This window comes from Streptomyces sp. NBC_01077 (assembly GCF_045162855.1).
Lineage (GTDB): Bacteria > Actinomycetota > Actinomycetes > Streptomycetales > Streptomycetaceae > Streptomyces.
In genome coordinates, this window is sequence record NZ_CP108669.1 from 9670440 (window position 1) to 9688953 (window position 18514).

An 18514-nucleotide genomic window follows, 5' to 3' on the forward strand; every position below is an offset into this window, starting at 1 on the left:
ACGGCGCAACCAGCTGTCACGCCGTCCGAATGGACTTGTTTCCACGGTTCGGGAAAATGCCCCCATGGAGCGAATTCGGCGAGCTCGCCGAGATGAGCCTGATCCTTCATGGGCGGGTTGCCATCGTTACGGCCCGCCTGGCTCAACCCGGACAGTCACGTCGTGTGTGCCATGACAGCTCACGTCGCCGCTCACCGGAATGCGACGTCCCTTGTTGATCAAGGAGGTCCGGAACATGCATACTCGATGGCGCAGGGCCATATTACGCATGGGAGTGATGATGCTCCTTCATGCACTGTTGGGGCCAGCGCAGCCGAACGCCGAACAGGCTGAGCCGAATACCGTGAGGGTCTTCGTCCACTACGACACAGGATGGGGAAACCAGCTGACCATCCGCGGTAGTTCGGCACCTCTGAGCTGGACTGCCGGGAAGTCGATGACTTGGACCAGTGGGAACGTCTGGACGTGGGAGGCACCCTCCACGATCGGAGACTTCGAGTTCAAACTGCTGATCAACGACAAAACCTGGTCCACCGGAAGCAATTTCAAAACCACGACGGCCGTTTCACGCTCAATCCATATCTACCCGTTCTTCGGCATCCCCCGCGGCAGTATGGTGACGATTACAAACTTCTACTCGCCGCAGCTAGATAATCGTCGTAATCTCACTCTCTATCTTCCGCCGAGCTACGGCGAAAATCCTGCCAAGCGCTATCCGGTGGTCTACATGAACGATGGACAGAACCTGTTCGACCCTCGGTCTGCATTCGGGGGCATCGAATGGCAGGTGGATGAGGCCATCGACCGGTCTATCGGCCAGGGCTCCACACGGGAGACGATCGTTGTGGGAATAAACAATACGTCCAGCCGAATCAGCGAATACACTCCGAGCGTCGACCCTCGCTACGGGGGAGGTAACGCCGATGCCTATCTCGATTTCATCCAGCAGACCTTGAAGCCGTACATCGACGCCCACTACCGCACCCTGATCGGTGCACCGGACACACTCATGGTGGGGTCGTCCTTGGGCGGCCTTCTTAGCTGCTACGCCGGCTGGACCCGCAGCGCGATCTATGGAGGAGTCGGCTGCATGTCGAGCAGCTTCTGGTGGGACGCAGAGGCATTCACGCACGGAGTCGAGACCTATCAGGGAAAAAGGCCGGTGCGGTTCTACATGGACGCCGGCGGCAACAATGACGGCCTCACCGAGACGGTGCATTTCCGCGACGCCCTACTCGCCGACGGTCATGTCAGTGGCGTCGACCTGTTGCACGTTTATGATCCTTCAGGAAAGCACACCGAGTCGTCCTGGGCGCGGCGATTGCCCACGGCGCTGCAGTATCTTCTGCCGTTTGATGCAGAAATGCGCGCAGATTGACGTTGAAGGCAGTCTCCAGAGTCCCTGATCGACAGCGCGGAGGCAGCAGCCGGTGTGACAATCTCCGACGACTGGAAGGGGCATCGACGATGTCCCGAGAGGGTGGATCCCCACAGCCAGGCTTTCACGGAGACCTGCGATGGCAGGTGAAACCTCCGGCAGCTGGCCCCTGCCCGGCCGCGAACGAAACACGACGGGACGGATTCCGCCAGGCTGTGCTCCCGAGGGACGCCGTCTAGGCGACGGCCCGACCAGGGACGCGACGCGCTCGGAGACTTCATCGCGGTACCGCCGCGCCGTGACAGCGCCACTTCTCCACCGTGGCAGGCGGAAGGCTGCATGACCAAGAGCCAGCCGCTGCCGCCAGCGCGACGTGCAGTCCATCTCCCTTGACCGGCACTTCGAGCCCTAACTGGCTCAAGCGTGGTCGCGTTCTGGCAGTGAGCTTCTTCAGCGGTCACTCCAGAGGATGAGTGGCTGGCTGAGGTTGACTGCCCTCTGAGCTGCGGCAGCGCAAAGCTCTCGTGGGCCCAATCGTCACCCGATCGGTGGCCACTCTGAAGAAGCTCAGTGACTCGTACGAAACAGGCGGCGGATCTCGGCACTGAGCACTGAGCCTCCTCTCCTACGGAAAGCCCCACCAGGAGCGCTCTCCCCAGATCGAACAGCAGAGACGTGCGGAGTCCTGCCGATCGGCACCCGCCGTGCCATCGCACCGCGTATGAGTGGTGACTGCTCTGGTTGCCCACAGGTTCGCGTCCAGAGACTGGACGCGTTTGATGACCAATCGACCCGAGCGCAGAGAGTGTAGATGTCAACGAAGTTCAAGGTACGCCGATGGCATACTGGTGTCCTTGGGGAAACCGAATAACAGCGTCTCTTCGTGACGCATAGAGTGTCCGGACGATAGTGCATTGACCGGATGCGAGTCGGGGAGCTCCTTGCCCTGTCCGTCCGGCAGGGTCTGCCCATGAACAGGGGCGTCGTTCTTTTCGTCGGCATCGCTCATGCTGGTGTTGCGCTGTGATTCGTCTGCTGGTCGCTGTGTCGCGCACCGACCGCTGTAATCTGTCTGGAAGAGGAGTCATGCCCACGCTGGACCGCAAAGACGACGTCTTCGTTCTCGATCTGGGGGACGGCGAGAACCGTTTCCATCCCGACTGGATAGCCTCGGTCCAGGTCGCGCTCGACGCGGTCGAGAAGGCCAAGGGACCGCGCGCTCTGGTGACCTGCGCTACGGGAAAGTTCTACTCGACCGGCCTGGACCTGGAGTGGCTTCTCGCCCATCCTGACCAGCAGCAGGACTACGTCAACTCAGTCCACGGACTCCTCGCCAGGATGCTGACCCTGCCGATGATCACCGTCGCAGCACTCCAAGGGCACACCTTCGCCGCCGGCGCGATGTTCTCCCTCGCGCACGACTTCCGCATCATGCGGGCCGACCGTGGATTCTGGTGCCTGCCCGAAGCCGACATCGATATCCCCTTCACCACCGGCATGAGCGCACTCATCCAGGCCCGCTTGTCCCCCCGCACCGCCCACCAGGCAATGCTCACCGCTCACCGCTACGGCGGGACCGATGCAGCGACCGCCGACATCGTCGACCAGGCAGTCTCCGAACACGCCCTCGGACCGGCAGCACACCAACTCGCCCACGCGCACTCTGCCAAAGCCGGAGACACCCTCCACACCATCAAGAACCGCATGTACATCAGGGTCGTTAACGCCCTCCACCAGACACTCAGCCCCCATAGCTGACACCACCTGGCAGCACTCACCGCTAACGGAATGCTTCCGACTCACAAGCAGGACCAGCTGAGACGCTGCGATCCGGAGCAGGCTGCAGTTGACGCATCCAGCTGAGCGGGCCCCTGGATGCGTCAAAGAGGCACGCCGTGGGCGTCAAGGCTGCGTCCTGAGGGCCGACCGTATGCAGTCGGCTCGCAGCGGTGGCGCACGGCGGTGTGTCTGAATGACAAGCCGGGGGATGCTGGTGCGACGGCATTTCTCCTCGCCGAAACCTCGATTCGGTACGAGGCTACGGCGGGATCGCCCATCATCTGGTCGCCGATACCTACGTTCGCTCTCTTCACGGCTCGTGCTCTGTGGAGTGTGGCAAGCCGTCTATCTGATCGGACTCCCTGCTCCAGAACCATTCGGCGGTACAGCCGGAGCAGGTCCACGCTGATAAGCAAGGCCAGTTGCTCCCTGTCTTCGAGCTTGCGCACTTGCTGGGGATCGATCTGCTCCCCAGGATCCGACTCCGCACTACACGAGCAGATCCAGCGACCCAGAACACGGCCGAAGGCTTACAGCGGATTCGCCAAGCAGCTCTACTTCGGCAACGCCGGGCCGGCTGACCAGCTGCGACCCCGAGCTACAGGACAAAGCGATCAAATCCTCGGCCTCATCGCGGTGAGCGTGATCTTCTCCACCACCATCGACATGACCCGCACCGTGCGGAAGACTGGACGCGGGGGCTGGCCCCTGAGAGGGAGCGATCTGGCGATACTCAGCCCTTACCGGCGCGAGACCTGCGTTACGAGTAGATATTACTTAAAAGCGAGCAGAGCTGAGACCGATAATCTTCCGGAGGGTAGCTGCTCGTGGGGCCCTTGTTGGAGATCTCGCGTGGATGCCAGTGCTGACTCCTCGCTAGGATGCAGTATGGCTATATTCCGAGACTTAAATTTCAAACTTCTCGTCATTGAAAAGCTTATGTACGAAGACGGATCACTCGCCCCCGTATACAACATTATCGAGCGGATGCGGGGGCGTGGGATAATTGACCCCTGGGGGCACCTCCATGAGGGGGGCCTTCTGTACGATGTGCTCGATGAATCGCGGGCGTACTTCGAACAGCTGGAGATCGGCGACGAGCTCCTTGCTACAGTGGACGAGATCTACATCGAGGGTGGCCTCCAGGCACAATTGGAGTGCTGTCCATACTGGGACGGTGAGGACGACATGTTCGATGTCCGCTCCCTGGACGACCTCGTTCTTCTTCCGAATCTGAAACGGTTCCTCGGCGCAGACGAGAGCATGCTCGATGTGCCCGACAAGCTTGAGATCTTGGCCCGCCGCGGCATAGCTACAACCTAAGCGCCCTGCGCGACCCCTTGCGCGGGGCGGTTTCGACTGGCCCCGTACAAGGGATCCAAGATCCTCGTGCAACGGACACCTGGACATCCTCGCGAAGCTGAACGCCTGGTACCCCCGTGAAGCACAAGGCGTTTGGAGCGAACCGGCGCGGGGATCTGAGTCGTTACCGCGCCGGCGCGTCACACCGTAAGCGGACACGACGGCCTCATCGACCACTGGGGCCGACCTCGACCCAACAGGACAGGTCAACCCGGAATGCGTGGGTCGGACCGTCGGGACTCTGCTTGCTCGGTCCCTGAAGCTCCGATGCCGCCTGACGTATCCGCAGACTCCGATTCCGCTGACAGCAGCCACAGTAGGGACTTGGACGGGACACCCTGCTGAGCATGTTCCTCGCTCTGGACGTGACCAGTACCCGGCCCGCTCGGGATGACCGACCGGTTGCCGGCCCCCGCCATCCGCCGCATCGGCGTCGTCCGACTGGCGAAGTGGCTGGCCAACTGTAAGGCCTGCAACACCAGAACCTTTGCCGAATGTGTTCGGGGCGGCCGAACGCCAGCACTCCTCCGTCCCCGGGGGAGAAGATCACCGCGAAACTGGCCCGCATCCTGGCCGAGCAGGTGATGGCCTTCAACGAGCAGACCATCGAGATCGACAAACACGGAGGGCCGGTTTCGCCGGTACGAACTCGCCAGTATGGTCGCAGGCGTTGGCCAGGGGTGCCGTCAGCACAGCCTCTTTGCAGCGGGACCCGCCCGTTGGGACAACCAACGGGCGGGTGAACCGACACAGGGGGGTTGGACTGTGCCGGCCCTGACAACGCACCCCCCCGGGGTAAGCGTCGTCACTCCACCATCGCCGCGAGAAGGCCTTCCGTGGCTGGAAAGATTGGATCATGCAGGGATGGCGTCGGGATGAGTAGAAGCTACTCCAAGGATGGGCGAGGGGGTTCGTCTCGAGACCGTTGGTCACACGGAGCGTCAGCCGATTCCCTTTGTGCTTCCTGATGTCCGAGAACCGGTGTTAAGGGGCCGTTCTCGAGCAGTGGTCAGGCGTGAGCTTCGGGATCGGCGCTGGGCCAGCGCGGCGTCCACCACTGCCGGAAGTGCGCGTTATTTCGCGTTCCTCGCTGCGCTGGGACAGGCCTGCGTATCGTGTGAACTCTACGATCAAGCGGGGTTCTTTGCGCTTATGCTCCGCACGGTTCGGATCGCGCGGGCCAACTCTCGTTATTCGGGCCTTGGCTGAGCGTATGGGGAGCTGATCAGACGCAGCTGAGGCTCGTCCGGTGCTCACCGCGTACCCGCGATCGAGTTCTCCGGCCGAGCGTTTTGCGTGGCTGTGACCCATTGCTCGAGTTTCCGTGTCGCTGATCCTGAGTCGATAGACTTGGTCACCTGGATGAGCGAAGAGCGTAACTGATGCAAGAGCGGTTCATCGGTGAGCTGTACGGCTGTGATAGCGGCTGCTGCGTTCAGTAGTACTGTGTCGCGAATGGGGCCTCGTTCCCCCGCCAGCACGCTGCGCGCCACTTTGGCGTTGTGCCGGGCGTCGCCACCCTTGAGAGCGTCGATCCCGGCACGTGGGATACCCAGAACTCGAGGGTCGAGAGTCTGCTGGTGTGCGGCGCCTCCCTTGACTATCCAAACATCGGACGAGGCGCAGACACTGAGTTCGTCGAGTCCGTCTTGCCCTCGGAACACCAGGCCCTGCTTGTTTCGGTGAGCCAGCACGGAAGCGAACCTTCCTACAAGGGCACCGTCGGAACATCCCAACGCTAACGCTGGAACGTTGGCAGGATTGGCGAGAGGACCGAGGAAATTGAACGTGGTGGGTACGCCCAGTTCCGCTCTGACCGGGGCGGCATGGCGCATTGCCTTGTGGAACGTGGAGGCCAGGCAGAAGGTGATGCCTGCTGTGCGGGCCACATGCTCGACAGCACGCGGCGGTAGGAAGATCTCGACTCCCAGCTCCCTCAGTACGTCCGCAGCCCCGCTTGAAGAGGAGACAGCCTTGTTGCCGTGCTTGACCACGGTCGCGCCGGCGCCTGCGGCCACGACAGCGGCCATAGTGGAGATGTTGACTGTTTGAGCCTGATCTCCACCGGTGCCCACGATGTCCACGCTCGGGCCAGGTACGTCCAGGAGTTCGGCATGGGTGTACATGGCCTCAACCATGCCGTGCAGTTCGGTGACTGACTCTCCTTTCGCCCGCAGTGCGACCGCGAACCCCGCTAACTGTGCGGGAGTTGCGTTGCCCTCCATGATTTCGTTCATGGCCCAAGCAGCCTCTGCGACGCTGAGATCGCGTCGCTCAATCAGGTGTTGGATGACATGCCGCCAGGTCCGCGCATGTGGGTGTTGGGCCGTCACCGAGCGGACCAGGCCTTCCGGAGGTTCTTGTGCGCGGAACGCTCGACATGGTGCACCAGTTCGGCGACAACACCGATTCCGCGGGTGCTCAGCACTGATTCGGGATGGAACTGCACACTGGCGAAAGCGCTTCCGCGTAGTGCGTGCACTTCGCCTGTGCGCGGGTCACGTGCGAGTTCGATCCCCTGATCGAGTAGGGCACCCTCCGCAAGATCATCGCACCAGGTGGTGAAGGTGTTGTAGAAGCCGACGGTTTCACGTCGGCCGAAGAGCGTGATCTCCTCCTGGGTTCCTTGCCTTGGTTTCGGCATACGACGTATCGGTAGACCAAGCTCGGTGGCAAGCATTTGGTGCCCCAGGCATACACCCAGGACGCCGGCGTCTCGCTGAAGGGCTGCTTGGGCGATCGTTCTCAGCGTCCGTACCCGCGGATCGGTTGTGCTGGTGGGGTCACCGGGACCGGGTCCGAGCAGGACGATGCCGTCGTGGAATGCGACGCTCTCACTCAGTCCAGGAGAGTCGTAGCTCTCTACGACGACAGGATGGCCGAGAGAGCGGAGCTGATGCGTGAGCATAGCGGTGAAGCCGTCTCCGCAGTCCACGACCAGAGCCCGGCTGGCAATGGTCGGTGGGGAGGCGTCCTGCTTCTTCAACCAGAACGAGGCCAGCTTCCCTCTGCGCTTGTACAGCGCAGCCTGTACCTGGTAACTCTCGGCAAGCGTGTGTCCTTCACCTGGAGTGGTCTGGTGCTGTGGTGATGACTCGATCGCTCCGATCGCTCCGAGGATGGCAGCGGCTTTGACATGGGTCTCTGCCACTTCGGCCTCCGGATGGGAATTGCGGACGAGCGTGGCTCCGACTCGTACCACCGTGCGCCCCGTGGACACATCGATGTCCGCTGTCCTTATGCAGATTGGGGAATCCATCGTCTGGCCGCCGCTGGCCGAGCGGCCTATCAGGGCCAGCGCGCCGGCGTAATACCCACGTCCGGACTGTTCGTACCGGGAGATCACACTGGCAGCGTTCTGCAGGGGACTGCCCGTGACTGTAGCGGCGAACATCGTCTCACGCAGGACATCACGCACATCCATGCTCGTCCGCCCGCGCAACTCGTACTCCGTGTGTGCCAAGCGAGCCATCTGCTTGAGACGCGGCCCGATCACCTGGCCGCCGCGGTCACCGACGGAGCACATCATCTTCAGCTCCTCGTCCACCACCATGGTCAGTTCCTCGGACTCTTTGGTGTCCTGGAGGAATTCCATCAGCGATGACAACGTCGGACCGCCATCCGGGTAACGATATGTCCCTGAAATCGGGTTCATCACGACCGTGCCTTGGGCTTGACGGACGTGAACCTCGGGACTGGCACCCAACAGAACGCGTTCGCCGGTGTGAACCAGGTATGTCCAGTAGGCGCCGCGCTCCTGCTCCATGAGCCGACGGAACAGGCCGAGCGCCAAATGCAGCGAAAAGTTTCGTATCGTGGCTGTGAAATCCCGCCGGATCACGAAATTTGCTCCCTCGCCCTGCCCGATCTCGTCGCTGATGATCCGACGGACAGTCTCCGCGTACTGATGGTCGGATGTGACGAACCCTCCGTCAGCAAGATCAACCTCCGTCTCCGGAAGGGCAGCCAGCAGAAGTGCCACAGGAAGGGTTCTCTGCTGCGTAACCTGCAAGGCCTGCAGCGGAGTTCCATCGTCCTGTGCCTCGAAACCCCGCTCGCGTATCTGCCGGTAGGGGACAAGTGCGAGGAGATCGTGAACTGGACCGCCGCAGGCAGGTGCATCAGGAACAACGGGCAGCTGAGCCAGCCGCTCGTAAGTACCTATCGTGCCTGTGAGTACCTCGATGGTGCCGGGTGTCACGTGCGGCGCATTGCGGCGCAGCAATGCGAACGGAGGTGCGTCCTCGGAGGTGAGTCGATCGACGAGCTCGGCGACGGACAAAGGCAGAGTCATGGGGCTTCCTCATGGCGCGGTGGCGTGCACACGTATCCACGGAGAGAAGGCCTGGGGGCGTGCCTCAGAGAATACTCGTGAAGCACGCACCCTTGCCCTTGAGGCGGAGCAGCGTGGGGCCTTCATGAAAGCCGCCGATGGCCGTTGCCGCGCCGGTATCAGATACTCATCCTGACGAAGGATCATGAATGGTGTGTATGGCGCACGGAAGGTCACAGCGACTTGTGATGTGGAAGTCTGACCGTCACGCAATCACGGTGAGTCCATTGCGCATGGCTCAAGAGCGATGACTGCCCGGTCCGACACGGGTGGGTGATCAACTTGTCTCACCGAGTCGGACTTAACCAGCTTTTCGGGCGCTGTAGCACATAAACGTGCACCAGGTGCTACGGTGGCTGCTTCCAAGGCGCTTACCCTCTGGGTTCGGGATCCGCCTTCGGCCCCATCGGTTCCGAGGATGACGTTCACTCCCGAGCTGCTCATGCCGTCCGCACCTGGGTTTTCCTGGGCCGACAAGATGTCGGACGTAGCCACAGCTACAAAGGCCGGTCCGGCAGCGACCGCAAGACTGCGAATCCTGGACACGGAGGCCTCCTTCTAGAGTCCGTACCCTCACGACAGGGAGCCTTCAAGCTCCAGAGCGCACTGCCACCGCTGATGAGTAGTTTGCTACTTGCTTTGCGGTGAGAACCGCACACGAGTTTTGCCGCCGTGGCCAGCGAGGACCGCGGGGACCGAAGTGCCGAAGCAGGCGATTTTCAGGATCGCGGGGCGTGATGGAGCCCGGGACCGATGAGAGTCTGTGCCCGTTGAACAACCTGCAGCACCGGCCGGGATTCAAGTACGCAGTACTCACTCCACTATGCAGCTGAGGCGCTATGTTCAGGCGTACCGGGATTCCGGTGCGGACGCGCTCCTACGACCCCGGGGGCGCAGATCCCGGGCGGGCGGCAGTCGCCCCACACTTCCGCCGCCCGCCTGCCTTCGTAGCTCCCGTGGGGGAAGCTACGAAGGCAGGTACTGAACTACCTCTTGCACCTTGTGCATTCGCTGAGCACTGCCAATCGTGCAGTCATGTGCGCAGCCCTTTAACGACAGGTCGATGACTTCGGTACGCTGGAGCGCGGTGAGGGCCGCCAGCCGGCCGCCGGATCGGTGCCGGTGCGAAGCACCCGTTCGCGTTCGTTGACCGGCTCCACGCCGGGCTCGTTCATCTCCACCATGGGGCCACTCACGATGTGCCGGCCTGTTGGTTCGGCGTGGACCGCTCCACTGTCCCCCGGGCTGTCGGCGAGAGACCGACTCTTGTTCGCCGAGTACAGGTGCACGGTCGGCCCCGGTGCCCGGCTGCGAACGCTGGCTGAGGTCGTTGACCACCTTGGCGGCGCCAGCGGGCAGGCCGGCGGCATTGACGTCACCGGGATCCGGGTCCGGGGGCCAGCCCCGGAACTCAAGGACCGGGACAGTTGCCTCTCCGGCAAGAACAAGCGGAGCGACGCTGTTGTGTGAGGCATCGAGCTGGCGGATGAGTGTTACTGCCCGGTGTCCCAGGGCCTCCTCGACCTGCGGCAGCCGTCCAGATAGTCGGCGGTGAAGGTTGCCAGGAGCCACTCGCAAGGGCCTCGGTCTGCTGGAGAGCTCATGGGCTCGCGAACTGTTGAGAGGCCGGCCCTGCCAGCGGGCTGAGGACATGAAAGCTGGTGGTATTCCAGCCTCTGCCGGGCGGGACCGGTTTTTGACGAGGGGTCAAGGCCCCGGAACTACAGAAGGTTTGCGCCAGGCAGGGAGCGGGCGAGATAAGACCGGTCTGAACAGAGGGATTCAGTCCCAGAACGGCGGCAGGCTTCGACCTTGTCTGGTGGCCCTTCACTCACACGCCTGGGTTCACCTGTGACCTCTTCGAGCTACCCGTACTGCGTAAACCGTCAGGTCCGCGCCGCCGGCACCTGGCCGCGGCTGGCCGTCGCGGCCAGCCGGCCGTTGTAGGCAGCCGAAACGGCTGCAATTCATGAGAGTCTTCCGGAGCGACGGCCGCCATAGGACCCATGAGAGTGATCACCGACGGCGGCTACCTGGGTACCTGCGTGGTCAGGGACGGGTAAGGAGGAAGACGTCCGGCTGCTGCTGCTCCCATTCGGCAAAGGGAGTACCTGCCACGACTCGGAAGATCTCGTCGCGGGAGGCCTCGAAGGCGCCTTGTGATTCCCATAGTGCCAGGCCAACAAGGCGGCCGCTGCGCTGGTCGTGCCATACATCGATCTGTACCAGCCCTGGTGCACCCTGTGCGGCTTCCACGACTCGTTGCATCGAGGCGAGCACGTCGTCTCTGTTTTCGGGCCGGGGGTGATGGACGGCGAGCATCACGAACATCAGCGGGTTCCTGCCTTCTCGGGGGAGCGGAGGAAGGGGGCCCGCCCGTAGTCGTAGCACGGAGTCGTGCCATGGCTACGAGTGGGATCCCTATCCCGGTCGGCGCACGCGATGGTCGTCTTGGTGCCTTCAGCGCCGGCTGCTAAGACTTCCAGATCTGGCTCGGGAAAGGGGTCCTGGTCGTCTGGCCGCCGAGCAAACGTCATCCGGCCGGTCTGGAACCTTGCACCGGAATCGGGATCATGGAATTTGGCAACGGATCGGAGGGCGTCTCGCTGCCGTGGGCTGCCGGGGTCGGCAGTGAAGGCCGTCGTTGGCTTGTAAGGTGCCTTGAAGGGGAGTGCTGCTCTCGTTTTCGTGTCCATATGAGTTCCTTTGGTCATGCGCTCGCACGGGCATCCCAGATGCGCGATCCAACTGCCTGAATCCGGCCAAGCCGCAGCTAGCAGTGCCGTCGTGTTCATGACGGCACCGCTATGCGCAGATTTGGGCGTTCTTCGCACGCCGTCCGTGATCATGGGCTACCCGAGGGTGCCTGGGTTGCTGCCGGTGCGCAGTTCGGTTATCCGGCGCAGTACCTGACGGAGACATCAGGGGTCACATCAACAGCATCAACCACGTGGCTGACGGTTAACAAGGGCATTCGGCTGTCGATGCCTCACAGAACAGCTGGCGGATGGTGCGTCGTGAAGCAAATTTCTGACTGCATCCAGTCAGATCCTCGGGCAGAGTTCCCCCCTCCCTTCCTCCCCCTGGCGGCGGCTGGGTGGAACGGGCAGCGGACCTGTCGGCTGCCGGGTCTCTTGATCCAGTCGCATAGGTAGAGGCGGGTTGCCAGCCGGAGGCGGGCTCGTCAGGCAGGAGGCAGGTGAGCAGCAGAAGACGAGCCGTCATCCTTCCGGTCGGTGCGGATCGTCAAGCATTCATCGGGTTGAGCAGGCCCGCCGCCCGGCGAGGCGCGAGCACCTTGTGCCTCGGAACTCCCGTGGATTTTTCCTCCTCTGCGTCTGCCTATGGATTCGGACGGCTCGCGCGTGCGCCAGGCTGCTCGCTTCTGCGGTGTTGCCTCCGCGGGCGCGATGCCCGTCTCGGGGTGATCCTGGATGTATGGGTGACGTTCCCGAGGGGCTTCCGTCGTGGTCGCCCATGTACGCGTCCGTCGGCTCTCTACCCGGCCCCGCCAAAGAAGCGGAGTACACCTATGAGACGCTGTGGAACGGTGCGCGCGTCCTTGTTCATTTGCCCGGTGACGGCACGATGCGACTGATCACGGCCGCCGGTCTGGACGTCACCGCCGACTACCCAGAACTCACCCCGCCGGCCGGACTGCTGCCGCAGATACAAGCAGTGCTCGACGGTGAGATCATCACCCTCGACCACGCGGGACGCCCGTCAGTGCAACGGCTCCAGCAACGCATGAGCCTGCACCACCCACGCGCCGTCGCCTATGCCATGATTGAGCAGCCTGCTCATCTGATGATCTTCGATGTGCTGTTCTTGTGGCAGCCAGTCCTTCATCTGCCTTACACCGCTCGCCGCGCCCTCCTCGACGACCTACCTCTGAAGCACGACCACATTGCGGTGCCTGCCAGCTGGCCTGCCATGGGCGCGGAAGCCCTGGCCCAGGCGCTGCAAGAGGGCTACGACGGCATCATCGCCAAGCGCCTCGGCAGTCCCTACCTGCCCGGCCGCCGCAGCCGGGACTGGATCAAGATCAAAGGTATCGACTGAGCTCGTCTGCCGGCCGTCGCTGCGCTTCTTCCAGCTTGCCGGCGAGCCCTACTCGGCCCTGGGCAGGCGCTGTCAGCAGGCAGGAGTGAGCGTCTCCGCGGGCCTGTCGCCAGCTTTCGCGGTTGCGGTCGACCTGCCGGTGATCACTGCTGACTGCGTCGGCATCGACGAATCTCCTACCCTCCAGGGCCCAGACAGGCAACGGTTCGTCGCTCTCGGCAGTCGTCGGAAAACGCCGGCTCTGGCCGAAGGTACCGGGCGGGCTGGGTCATCCTGGGCACGGCCGCCTGTCTCCTGCAGCCATGGGAAGCGTCGGCCATCGCCGGACCAGGCTGGGGCGGTCGGGACTGTGGCGGTGCTTCTTGCGAAGCCCCCGTCCTTGGCAGCCCTCAAGGAGTGCGGGTCGGTCCACCGGCAGTGCCGCGACGGCTGGCGCTGCCGCCGTCGAGGCAGTGTGCCCCTGGCGCTGGCGCGGAGGAGCCGAGAGACAGGTACCAGGCACGAGCAAGAGGTGCTATTTGCATAAATGGACCTAAATAGGTATCTAGTGCTCAGGTGTAGGGGTGGGCATAGGAGTGGGCTGGAGAAGAGAAGTTGTGATTTGGCGCGTTTCACTACCAGGAGCCGTGATTTCCGTGATCTCATCGCCGCCGCAGATCGCTCCAGCCAAGGGTGGGTGGGGGTGCCCTCAGCCCCTACCCAGGGTCACCTTCGCCTGGTTTCTCGGACCAGGCGAGACGACTGCAGGTGGCGGCAGGAGCGCTCGATGAGGGGTGAAGAAGGAGGGTGCCCGACTGCACCCGACCACCCCCACCGATCGGGGGGACGAGGCAAGCGGGTGTACATCTTCGATACCAGCGTGCTCCTGTCCGACCCAAGGGCAATGACATGCTTTGCTGAGCACGACGTCGTGATTCCCATCACCGTGGTTAACGAACTCGAGTCCAAACGAAACCACCCAGAGCTCGGCTACTTCGCGCGTCAGGCCCTGCGACTACTAGACGAGTTCCGGACCAGATGGGGCCGTCTCGACGAGCCCGTGCCTATCGGAGACTCCGAAGGCACCATCCGTATCGAACTGAACCACAGTTCCCTCTCCCGTCTCCCCGTTGGCTACCGTCTCGACACCAACGACACCCGCATCCTCGCTGTGGCCCTCAACCTTCAGGCCGAGGGGCGCAGCGTCATGGTCGTCTCGAAAGACCTGCCGATGCGGATCAAGGCTGGCTCGATGGGGCTGGCTGCCCAGGAGTACCAGGCAGAGCTCACTGCCCCTACCGGTTGGACCGGCATGGTTGACATGCCGGTTGACGCAGACGAGGTCGACACGCTCTTCGAGCAGGGGGCGATCGACGTGCCCGAAGCAGACGACCTGCCTGTACACACAGGCGTTGTACTCACGTCTCCCCGCGGTCGGGGATTGGGCAGGGTCACCGTCGACGGACGGATCAGATTGGTTCCAGGCGAGCGAAAGGCGTTCGGGCTGCGCGGCCGCAGCGCCGAACAGAGAGTCGCGCTCGATCTACTTCTCGACCAAGAAGTTGGGATTGTCTCCCTGGGGGGCAGCGCAGGCACAGGGAAGTCGGCCTTGGCGCTATCGGCAGGGCTGGAGTCCGTCCTGGAGCGTCAACAGCATCGCAAGGTCATGGTGTTCCGGCCTCTGTACGCCGTGGGTGGGCAAGAACTGGGGTACCTCCCCGGCGGCGAGGCCGACAAGATGGGACCGTGGGCACAGGCCGTCTTCGATACGCTCGGTGCCCTTGCCGCGCCGGAAACGATCGAAGAGATAGTGTCTCGGGGATTGCTTGAGGTATTGCCGCTCACTCACATTCGTGGCCGCTCGCTGCATGATGCATTTGTCATTGTCGATGAAGCCCAGTCGCTTGAACGCAACGTACTTCTCACGGTGCTGTCAAGGATCGGGAAGAACTCGCGAGTGGTTCTCACCCATGACACAGCACAGCGTGACAACCTAAGGGTCGGCAGGTATGACGGCGTCGTTGCCGTTGTCGAGAAACTGAGAGGCCATCCGCTCTTTGCCCATATAACCTTGAATCGTTCTGAGCGCTCCGCGATTGCTGCCCTGGTGACACAGCTGCTCGAGCACGGCGATCTGCACTGATTCACGGCGAGTCACTCCAGAGGAGACCAGACGCGGCCGCGTCCACTTCGGAGCCTTGCGACAAAGGAGGCCAGCCGGGGCCTCCCGGTCCACGTCCGGCCGGCCAATCGGCCTGCTTCCGCATCGACGTGGCGGGGACCCCACGCCCTTTGACAAGCTGTCGAGATGATGAGCCGGCATGGCTGGTTCAGGAGGCCCAGGACAGACGCCACCGTCCATCGCGGCGGATGCGCGGGATTCCGGGACCTCTGATCCTGCCCAGGCGGCGGGTGGGAGTCTCGGTTCGGACACGCACGGCGATTGATTCGCATGTGAGACAGGCGGGTTCGCATAGAGGCGATGGTGTGGCATCGCCCCCGCTGGTCAGCGATGCGCAGCGTATCTCGAGGAGTGATACCCCACGTAACGCGGTGGCACTTCAGCCAGTTGGGCCACGAGACCCGCTCGAGGCTCACTTCACGTTCTCCACGTACTGGTCAAGGCAATCCGGCAGAGAGACTTCCGGTGGACCAGCACACGAATTCCTATCGGAATGGCTCCTGGCGTCGTCGGCGGATGAGCGAGCAGGCGGGGCCAGTGGAGATGGGGAGAGGCACGCTCGACGATCCGCCGGTGGGTATCGAGCCCGGATCGATGTGGGACGCCATGTCGGGCGTGGACGGGTTTCATGCCCAGGGCCCTTGGCGGCCGATGATGCCTTGCGCGGTCGTAGCCCGGTCGCCCGGTACGGGGGCCGTCGTCGCGGTCGGCCGAGGTGCCGCGGGCCGGTGGGACGGCCTGGAGCAGGGGGAAGAACCAGGTAGCGTCGTTGGGGTTTCCGCCAATGGGCGTGAGCGCAGGCGGCATGCCTGAAGCATCCGGTGATCAGGCGGTGCTTGCTGCCTCCTGCCCTGGCCGACGGGGCTTCGTCCCGTCCTGGATCCTCCTTTGACGGCCCTATGCGGGAGCCGTCGACCACTGCGCGCGAGAGAAGTTCGGAACATGCGCCGAGCCGGGCCAGGAGGGTCTCGTGCAGGCGCCCGGCACCTGCCCCTGCGCACGCTTCCCGATCCCTGCCGCGAGCCTTGTGACGACACCCTCGGCCACGGCCTGCCATGGATCGGCCACTCCTCGACCAGACGGCCGCATGCTGCCGGGAAACCGCCGTGAACACCTGATGCGCAAGAGCCGAGCATCCGCTCTCAGCACCCCGAACATAATTCCGAAACGATCGGTAACAACAGCGGCCCGTCCCCACGCCGACATCTGATGCGCGAAGGGATCCGGAAGCGCGACAGCCTGCCAGTCCTCTCCAGAGCAGGTGCTGTCGACGGGGCGTGCTTCTCAGAAGGCTCCGTCGTGCGCCACGGCTTGGTTCCCCTCAAGGAGGGCTGCTCGCCTTCTCGCCAATCCGTTGCGGCCATCCTGAGGCCTTCGACGGCATCAGAGTTGGCCCGTCGTTGCCTGCCGGACACAATCCGAAGCGGACGCTGCGGACTACGCCGGCCCTACACGGCTGCGCCACCAGTCGCGGGGGCGCGGCCATGGCGCATCAGTACAGCGATAATCAGACCGACCGCAGCAGCGGCAGCAGCCACGTAGAGCGCTAGTTCGTAGGCCGAGGCGGTGTAGAGCTGTGGAATTGTCTGGGCGGGACTCGTCGGTTTTCCGGGAATTTCGACGACGAATTTCAGAGGGTTCGCGCTCTGGAAGGCAGTCACGACAGCCGTTCCGATTGACTGGCCAACGGCGTTTGTGACGCCGTACATTCCGGCACTCACTCCCTGTTGCGTCGCCGGGACCGCTTCCACGATAAGGTTCGGGATCGAGGAGTAGAAGCCTCCCAGCCCGATTCCCTGAATCACCGAGATGATGGCGTACTGCCACCAGACGTGATTGAAGAGGGCGAACAGGACCGGAGACACCACCAAAGTGACTGTTGCAATGATAAGAGGCAGCCTCGGTCCCACTTTTCTGGACCAAGCGCCTGCCCCGACCCCGGTGACGCTGAAGGTTCCATAGCCGAAGACTGCTGCATGGGTAGCGAATCCCAAGAGGGTAAGGCCGAGGGCAAAGCTGATGTCTCCGATGACTCCGACATGGATCTGCTCAAGCAGGGACGCAGGCGGTGGAGTAGGGGAACTATTAGACACTTCACTGATGACTCGACCGGTGATCTGATCCTCGGTAGGTGACTGCATCATATAAGGGATGGAGTAAGTCATGACGCCGATAGAGACGGCGGTGATCAGTGAATTGGCGAGCACTAGGGAGAGTTTAGGATTGAAGAGAAGGCGGAGGTCGATGATCGGTTCCGAGACGATGCGTTCTGTGACGACGAATGCGACGAGCAACGCGACGCCTGAGAGCAGCCAGGCCAGTGAGGCTGCATTCGCCCAGCCCCACGTAGCCCCATTGGCCAGGTAAAGGAGGACGAGGGCCACTCCTGATGCCAGGAGGAATGCACCTGCGAAATCGAGGCGCTGCCGGAGCCGAAGCCTGCTCTCCGGAACTACGATCCAGAGAAGTGGAGCCACGATGCCGACAAAGATCAGCATGCTCCAGAACAGCCAGCGCCAACTGTAATGATTGAGGATCCATCCCCCGAGCAGTGGAGCGATGACGGCGGCAAGACCGAACCCACCGGCCACTGAACCGACCGCGAGTGGCACGTATCTGCGTGGGAGGATATCGCGGAAAAGACCGAAGGCGAGAACGGGAGTCGCGTACCCGAGAGCTGCTACACCGCGGCCCACAAGGAAGACGGGCCAAGATGTGGTGATGGCACAGATCAGATTCCCGGCAAAGAATGCTGCTCCAACGATCAGCAATAGGCGACGCTTTCCCCACATGTCGGACATCTTGCCGATGATGGGCGTTGTTGAACCACCAATGAGCAGGAATACGATGAGGATCCAGCTGATGTTCGGACCCGCCTCAGGGAAAGATGGCGCAATCTGCGGGATCGCCGCGAATACCATCGTGAACTGCAAAGGCGCAATCTCGACAAAGGCGATAACTACCGCGATGATGGCAAATACTTGAAATTTGGAAGGATTCTTCAGTCGGCCTTCACTGTCAAGTGGAATCCTCTGAAGCGTCATAGGGGAAATTCTCCTGAGATTGGGTTTGTTTAGGGGATGCAGAAAGGAGGCAGTCGGGTGGGATGGTGACGGGCCGCGGGATCCCATGGGGTTCCGCTCCGGCAATCAGTGTCATCTCGATGAGTGATCGCTGCGGAAACACCGGTGTCGCATTTCTCGCCGCTTATTCGGACGCGAAAAGTTTGCTTCTCACGCCCGCTGCTGGCCTTCCATGCTGCCCGTGACGTATGAATCAAAGGCAGGGTCGAGGGGTGAACACCTCGCCGCCGCTGGCTTGACCGGTGTCGTCCAGGACTATGGTGGCGATGTCCCTGTGCGGCTGATTTACCGCTATGCGGCAGGCGTTCGCAGGTGGCGCGCTTGTGCCCCGGAGCCGCCTACTGCTGCCCCTGAGC

The 18514-nt window shown here is 62.7% G+C and carries 11 protein-coding genes and 2 pseudogenes; 8 read left to right on the top strand and 5 right to left on the bottom strand.

The window, feature by feature from the left end; translation table 11 throughout:
- Window positions 1-268 precede the first annotated feature (268 nt).
- Entirely contained in the window at window positions 269-1378 is a 1110-nt protein-coding gene (locus OG462_RS43425; protein ID WP_406053798.1) for an alpha/beta hydrolase-fold protein, read from the top strand.
- An 814-nt stretch (window positions 1379-2192) separates the two neighbouring features.
- Here the strand turns inward: OG462_RS43425 and OG462_RS43430 are convergent.
- Window positions 2193-2387 carry a hypothetical protein gene (locus OG462_RS43430; RefSeq protein ID WP_406053796.1) on the bottom strand — a complete coding sequence of 65 codons (195 nt, stop codon included), beginning with the start codon at window positions 2385-2387 and terminating at the stop codon, window positions 2193-2195.
- Window positions 2388-2464: 77 nt separating this feature from the next.
- Here OG462_RS43430 and OG462_RS43435 point away from each other — a divergent pair, with 77 nt between their 5' ends.
- The 4 genes and pseudogenes from OG462_RS43435 (at window position 2465) to OG462_RS43450 (ending at window position 4480) form a co-directional block, all read left to right on the top strand.
- Window positions 2465-3136, top strand: coding sequence for an enoyl-CoA hydratase-related protein (locus OG462_RS43435; RefSeq protein WP_406053795.1), 672 nt, complete (start codon window positions 2465-2467; stop codon window positions 3134-3136).
- Window positions 3137-3385: 249 nt separating this feature from the next.
- A pseudogene (locus OG462_RS43440) lies at window positions 3386-3639 on the top strand (Tn3 family transposase); the annotation flags it as partial.
- Window positions 3599-3850: pseudogene (locus OG462_RS43445) on the top strand (hypothetical protein); the annotation flags it as partial. The pseudogenes OG462_RS43440 and OG462_RS43445, both read left to right, overlap by 41 nt.
- 195 nt (window positions 3851-4045) lie before the next feature.
- Window positions 4046-4480, top strand: coding sequence for a DUF6892 domain-containing protein (locus tag OG462_RS43450; protein WP_406066304.1), 435 nt, complete (start codon window positions 4046-4048; stop codon window positions 4478-4480).
- Window positions 4481-5772: 1292 nt separating this feature from the next.
- Here the strand turns inward: OG462_RS43450 and trpD are convergent.
- On the bottom strand, window positions 5773-6756 hold the full coding sequence (gene trpD / locus OG462_RS43455) for an anthranilate phosphoribosyltransferase (RefSeq protein ID WP_406053793.1): 984 nt from the start codon (window positions 6754-6756) through the stop codon (window positions 5773-5775).
- A gap of 92 nt (window positions 6757-6848) precedes the next feature.
- Complete coding sequence (locus OG462_RS43460; RefSeq protein WP_406053791.1) at window positions 6849-8813, bottom strand: anthranilate synthase family protein; 1965 nt, start codon at window positions 8811-8813, stop codon at window positions 6849-6851.
- Window positions 8814-9964: 1151 nt separating this feature from the next.
- On the opposite strand from OG462_RS43460, the gene OG462_RS43465 reads away from it, so the two are divergent.
- Complete coding sequence (locus tag OG462_RS43465; RefSeq protein ID WP_406066302.1) at window positions 9965-10177, top strand: transposase family protein; 213 nt, start codon at window positions 9965-9967, stop codon at window positions 10175-10177.
- Between the two features lie 724 nt (window positions 10178-10901).
- On the opposite strand, the gene OG462_RS43470 is transcribed toward OG462_RS43465, so the two are convergent.
- On the bottom strand, window positions 10902-11183 hold the full coding sequence (locus OG462_RS43470; RefSeq protein WP_406053789.1) for a putative quinol monooxygenase: 282 nt from the start codon (window positions 11181-11183) through the stop codon (window positions 10902-10904).
- Between the two features lie 1107 nt (window positions 11184-12290).
- On the opposite strand from OG462_RS43470, the gene OG462_RS43475 reads away from it, so the two are divergent.
- Together OG462_RS43475 and OG462_RS43480 are read left to right on the top strand one after the other, a co-directional pair.
- Window positions 12291-12914 carry a hypothetical protein gene (locus tag OG462_RS43475; RefSeq protein WP_406053787.1) on the top strand — a complete coding sequence of 208 codons (624 nt, stop codon included), beginning with the start codon at window positions 12291-12293 and terminating at the stop codon, window positions 12912-12914.
- Window positions 12915-13752: 838 nt separating this feature from the next.
- Window positions 13753-15036 carry a PhoH family protein gene (locus tag OG462_RS43480; protein WP_406053785.1) on the top strand — a complete coding sequence of 428 codons (1284 nt, stop codon included), beginning with the start codon at window positions 13753-13755 and terminating at the stop codon, window positions 15034-15036.
- 1487 nt (window positions 15037-16523) lie between these two features.
- On the opposite strand, the gene OG462_RS43485 is transcribed toward OG462_RS43480, so the two are convergent.
- Window positions 16524-18119, bottom strand: coding sequence for an MFS transporter (locus OG462_RS43485; protein ID WP_406053783.1), 1596 nt, complete (start codon window positions 18117-18119; stop codon window positions 16524-16526).
- Between the last annotated feature and the right edge of the window lie 395 nt (window positions 18120-18514).

Bases quoted from the DNA above. Each gene is read 5' to 3' on its own strand.
- OG462_RS43425 (WP_406053798.1), top strand. From the start codon at position 269: ATGGGAGTGATGATGCTCCTTCATGCACTGTTGGGGCCAGCGCAGCCG.
- OG462_RS43430 (WP_406053796.1), bottom strand. From the start codon at position 2,387: ATGAGCGATGCCGACGAAAAGAACGACGCCCCTGTTCATGGGCAGACC.
- OG462_RS43435 (WP_406053795.1), top strand. From the start codon at position 2,465: ATGCCCACGCTGGACCGCAAAGACGACGTCTTCGTTCTCGATCTGGGG.
- OG462_RS43450 (WP_406066304.1), top strand. From the start codon at position 4,046: ATGGCTATATTCCGAGACTTAAATTTCAAACTTCTCGTCATTGAAAAG.
- trpD (WP_406053793.1), bottom strand. From the start codon at position 6,756: ATGAACGAAATCATGGAGGGCAACGCAACTCCCGCACAGTTAGCGGGG.
- OG462_RS43460 (WP_406053791.1), bottom strand. From the start codon at position 8,813: ATGACTCTGCCTTTGTCCGTCGCCGAGCTCGTCGATCGACTCACCTCC.
- OG462_RS43470 (WP_406053789.1), bottom strand. From the start codon at position 11,183: ATGTTCGTGATGCTCGCCGTCCATCACCCCCGGCCCGAAAACAGAGAC.
- OG462_RS43475 (WP_406053787.1), top strand. From the start codon at position 12,291: ATGGGTGACGTTCCCGAGGGGCTTCCGTCGTGGTCGCCCATGTACGCG.
- OG462_RS43485 (WP_406053783.1), bottom strand. From the start codon at position 18,119: ATGACGCTTCAGAGGATTCCACTTGACAGTGAAGGCCGACTGAAGAAT.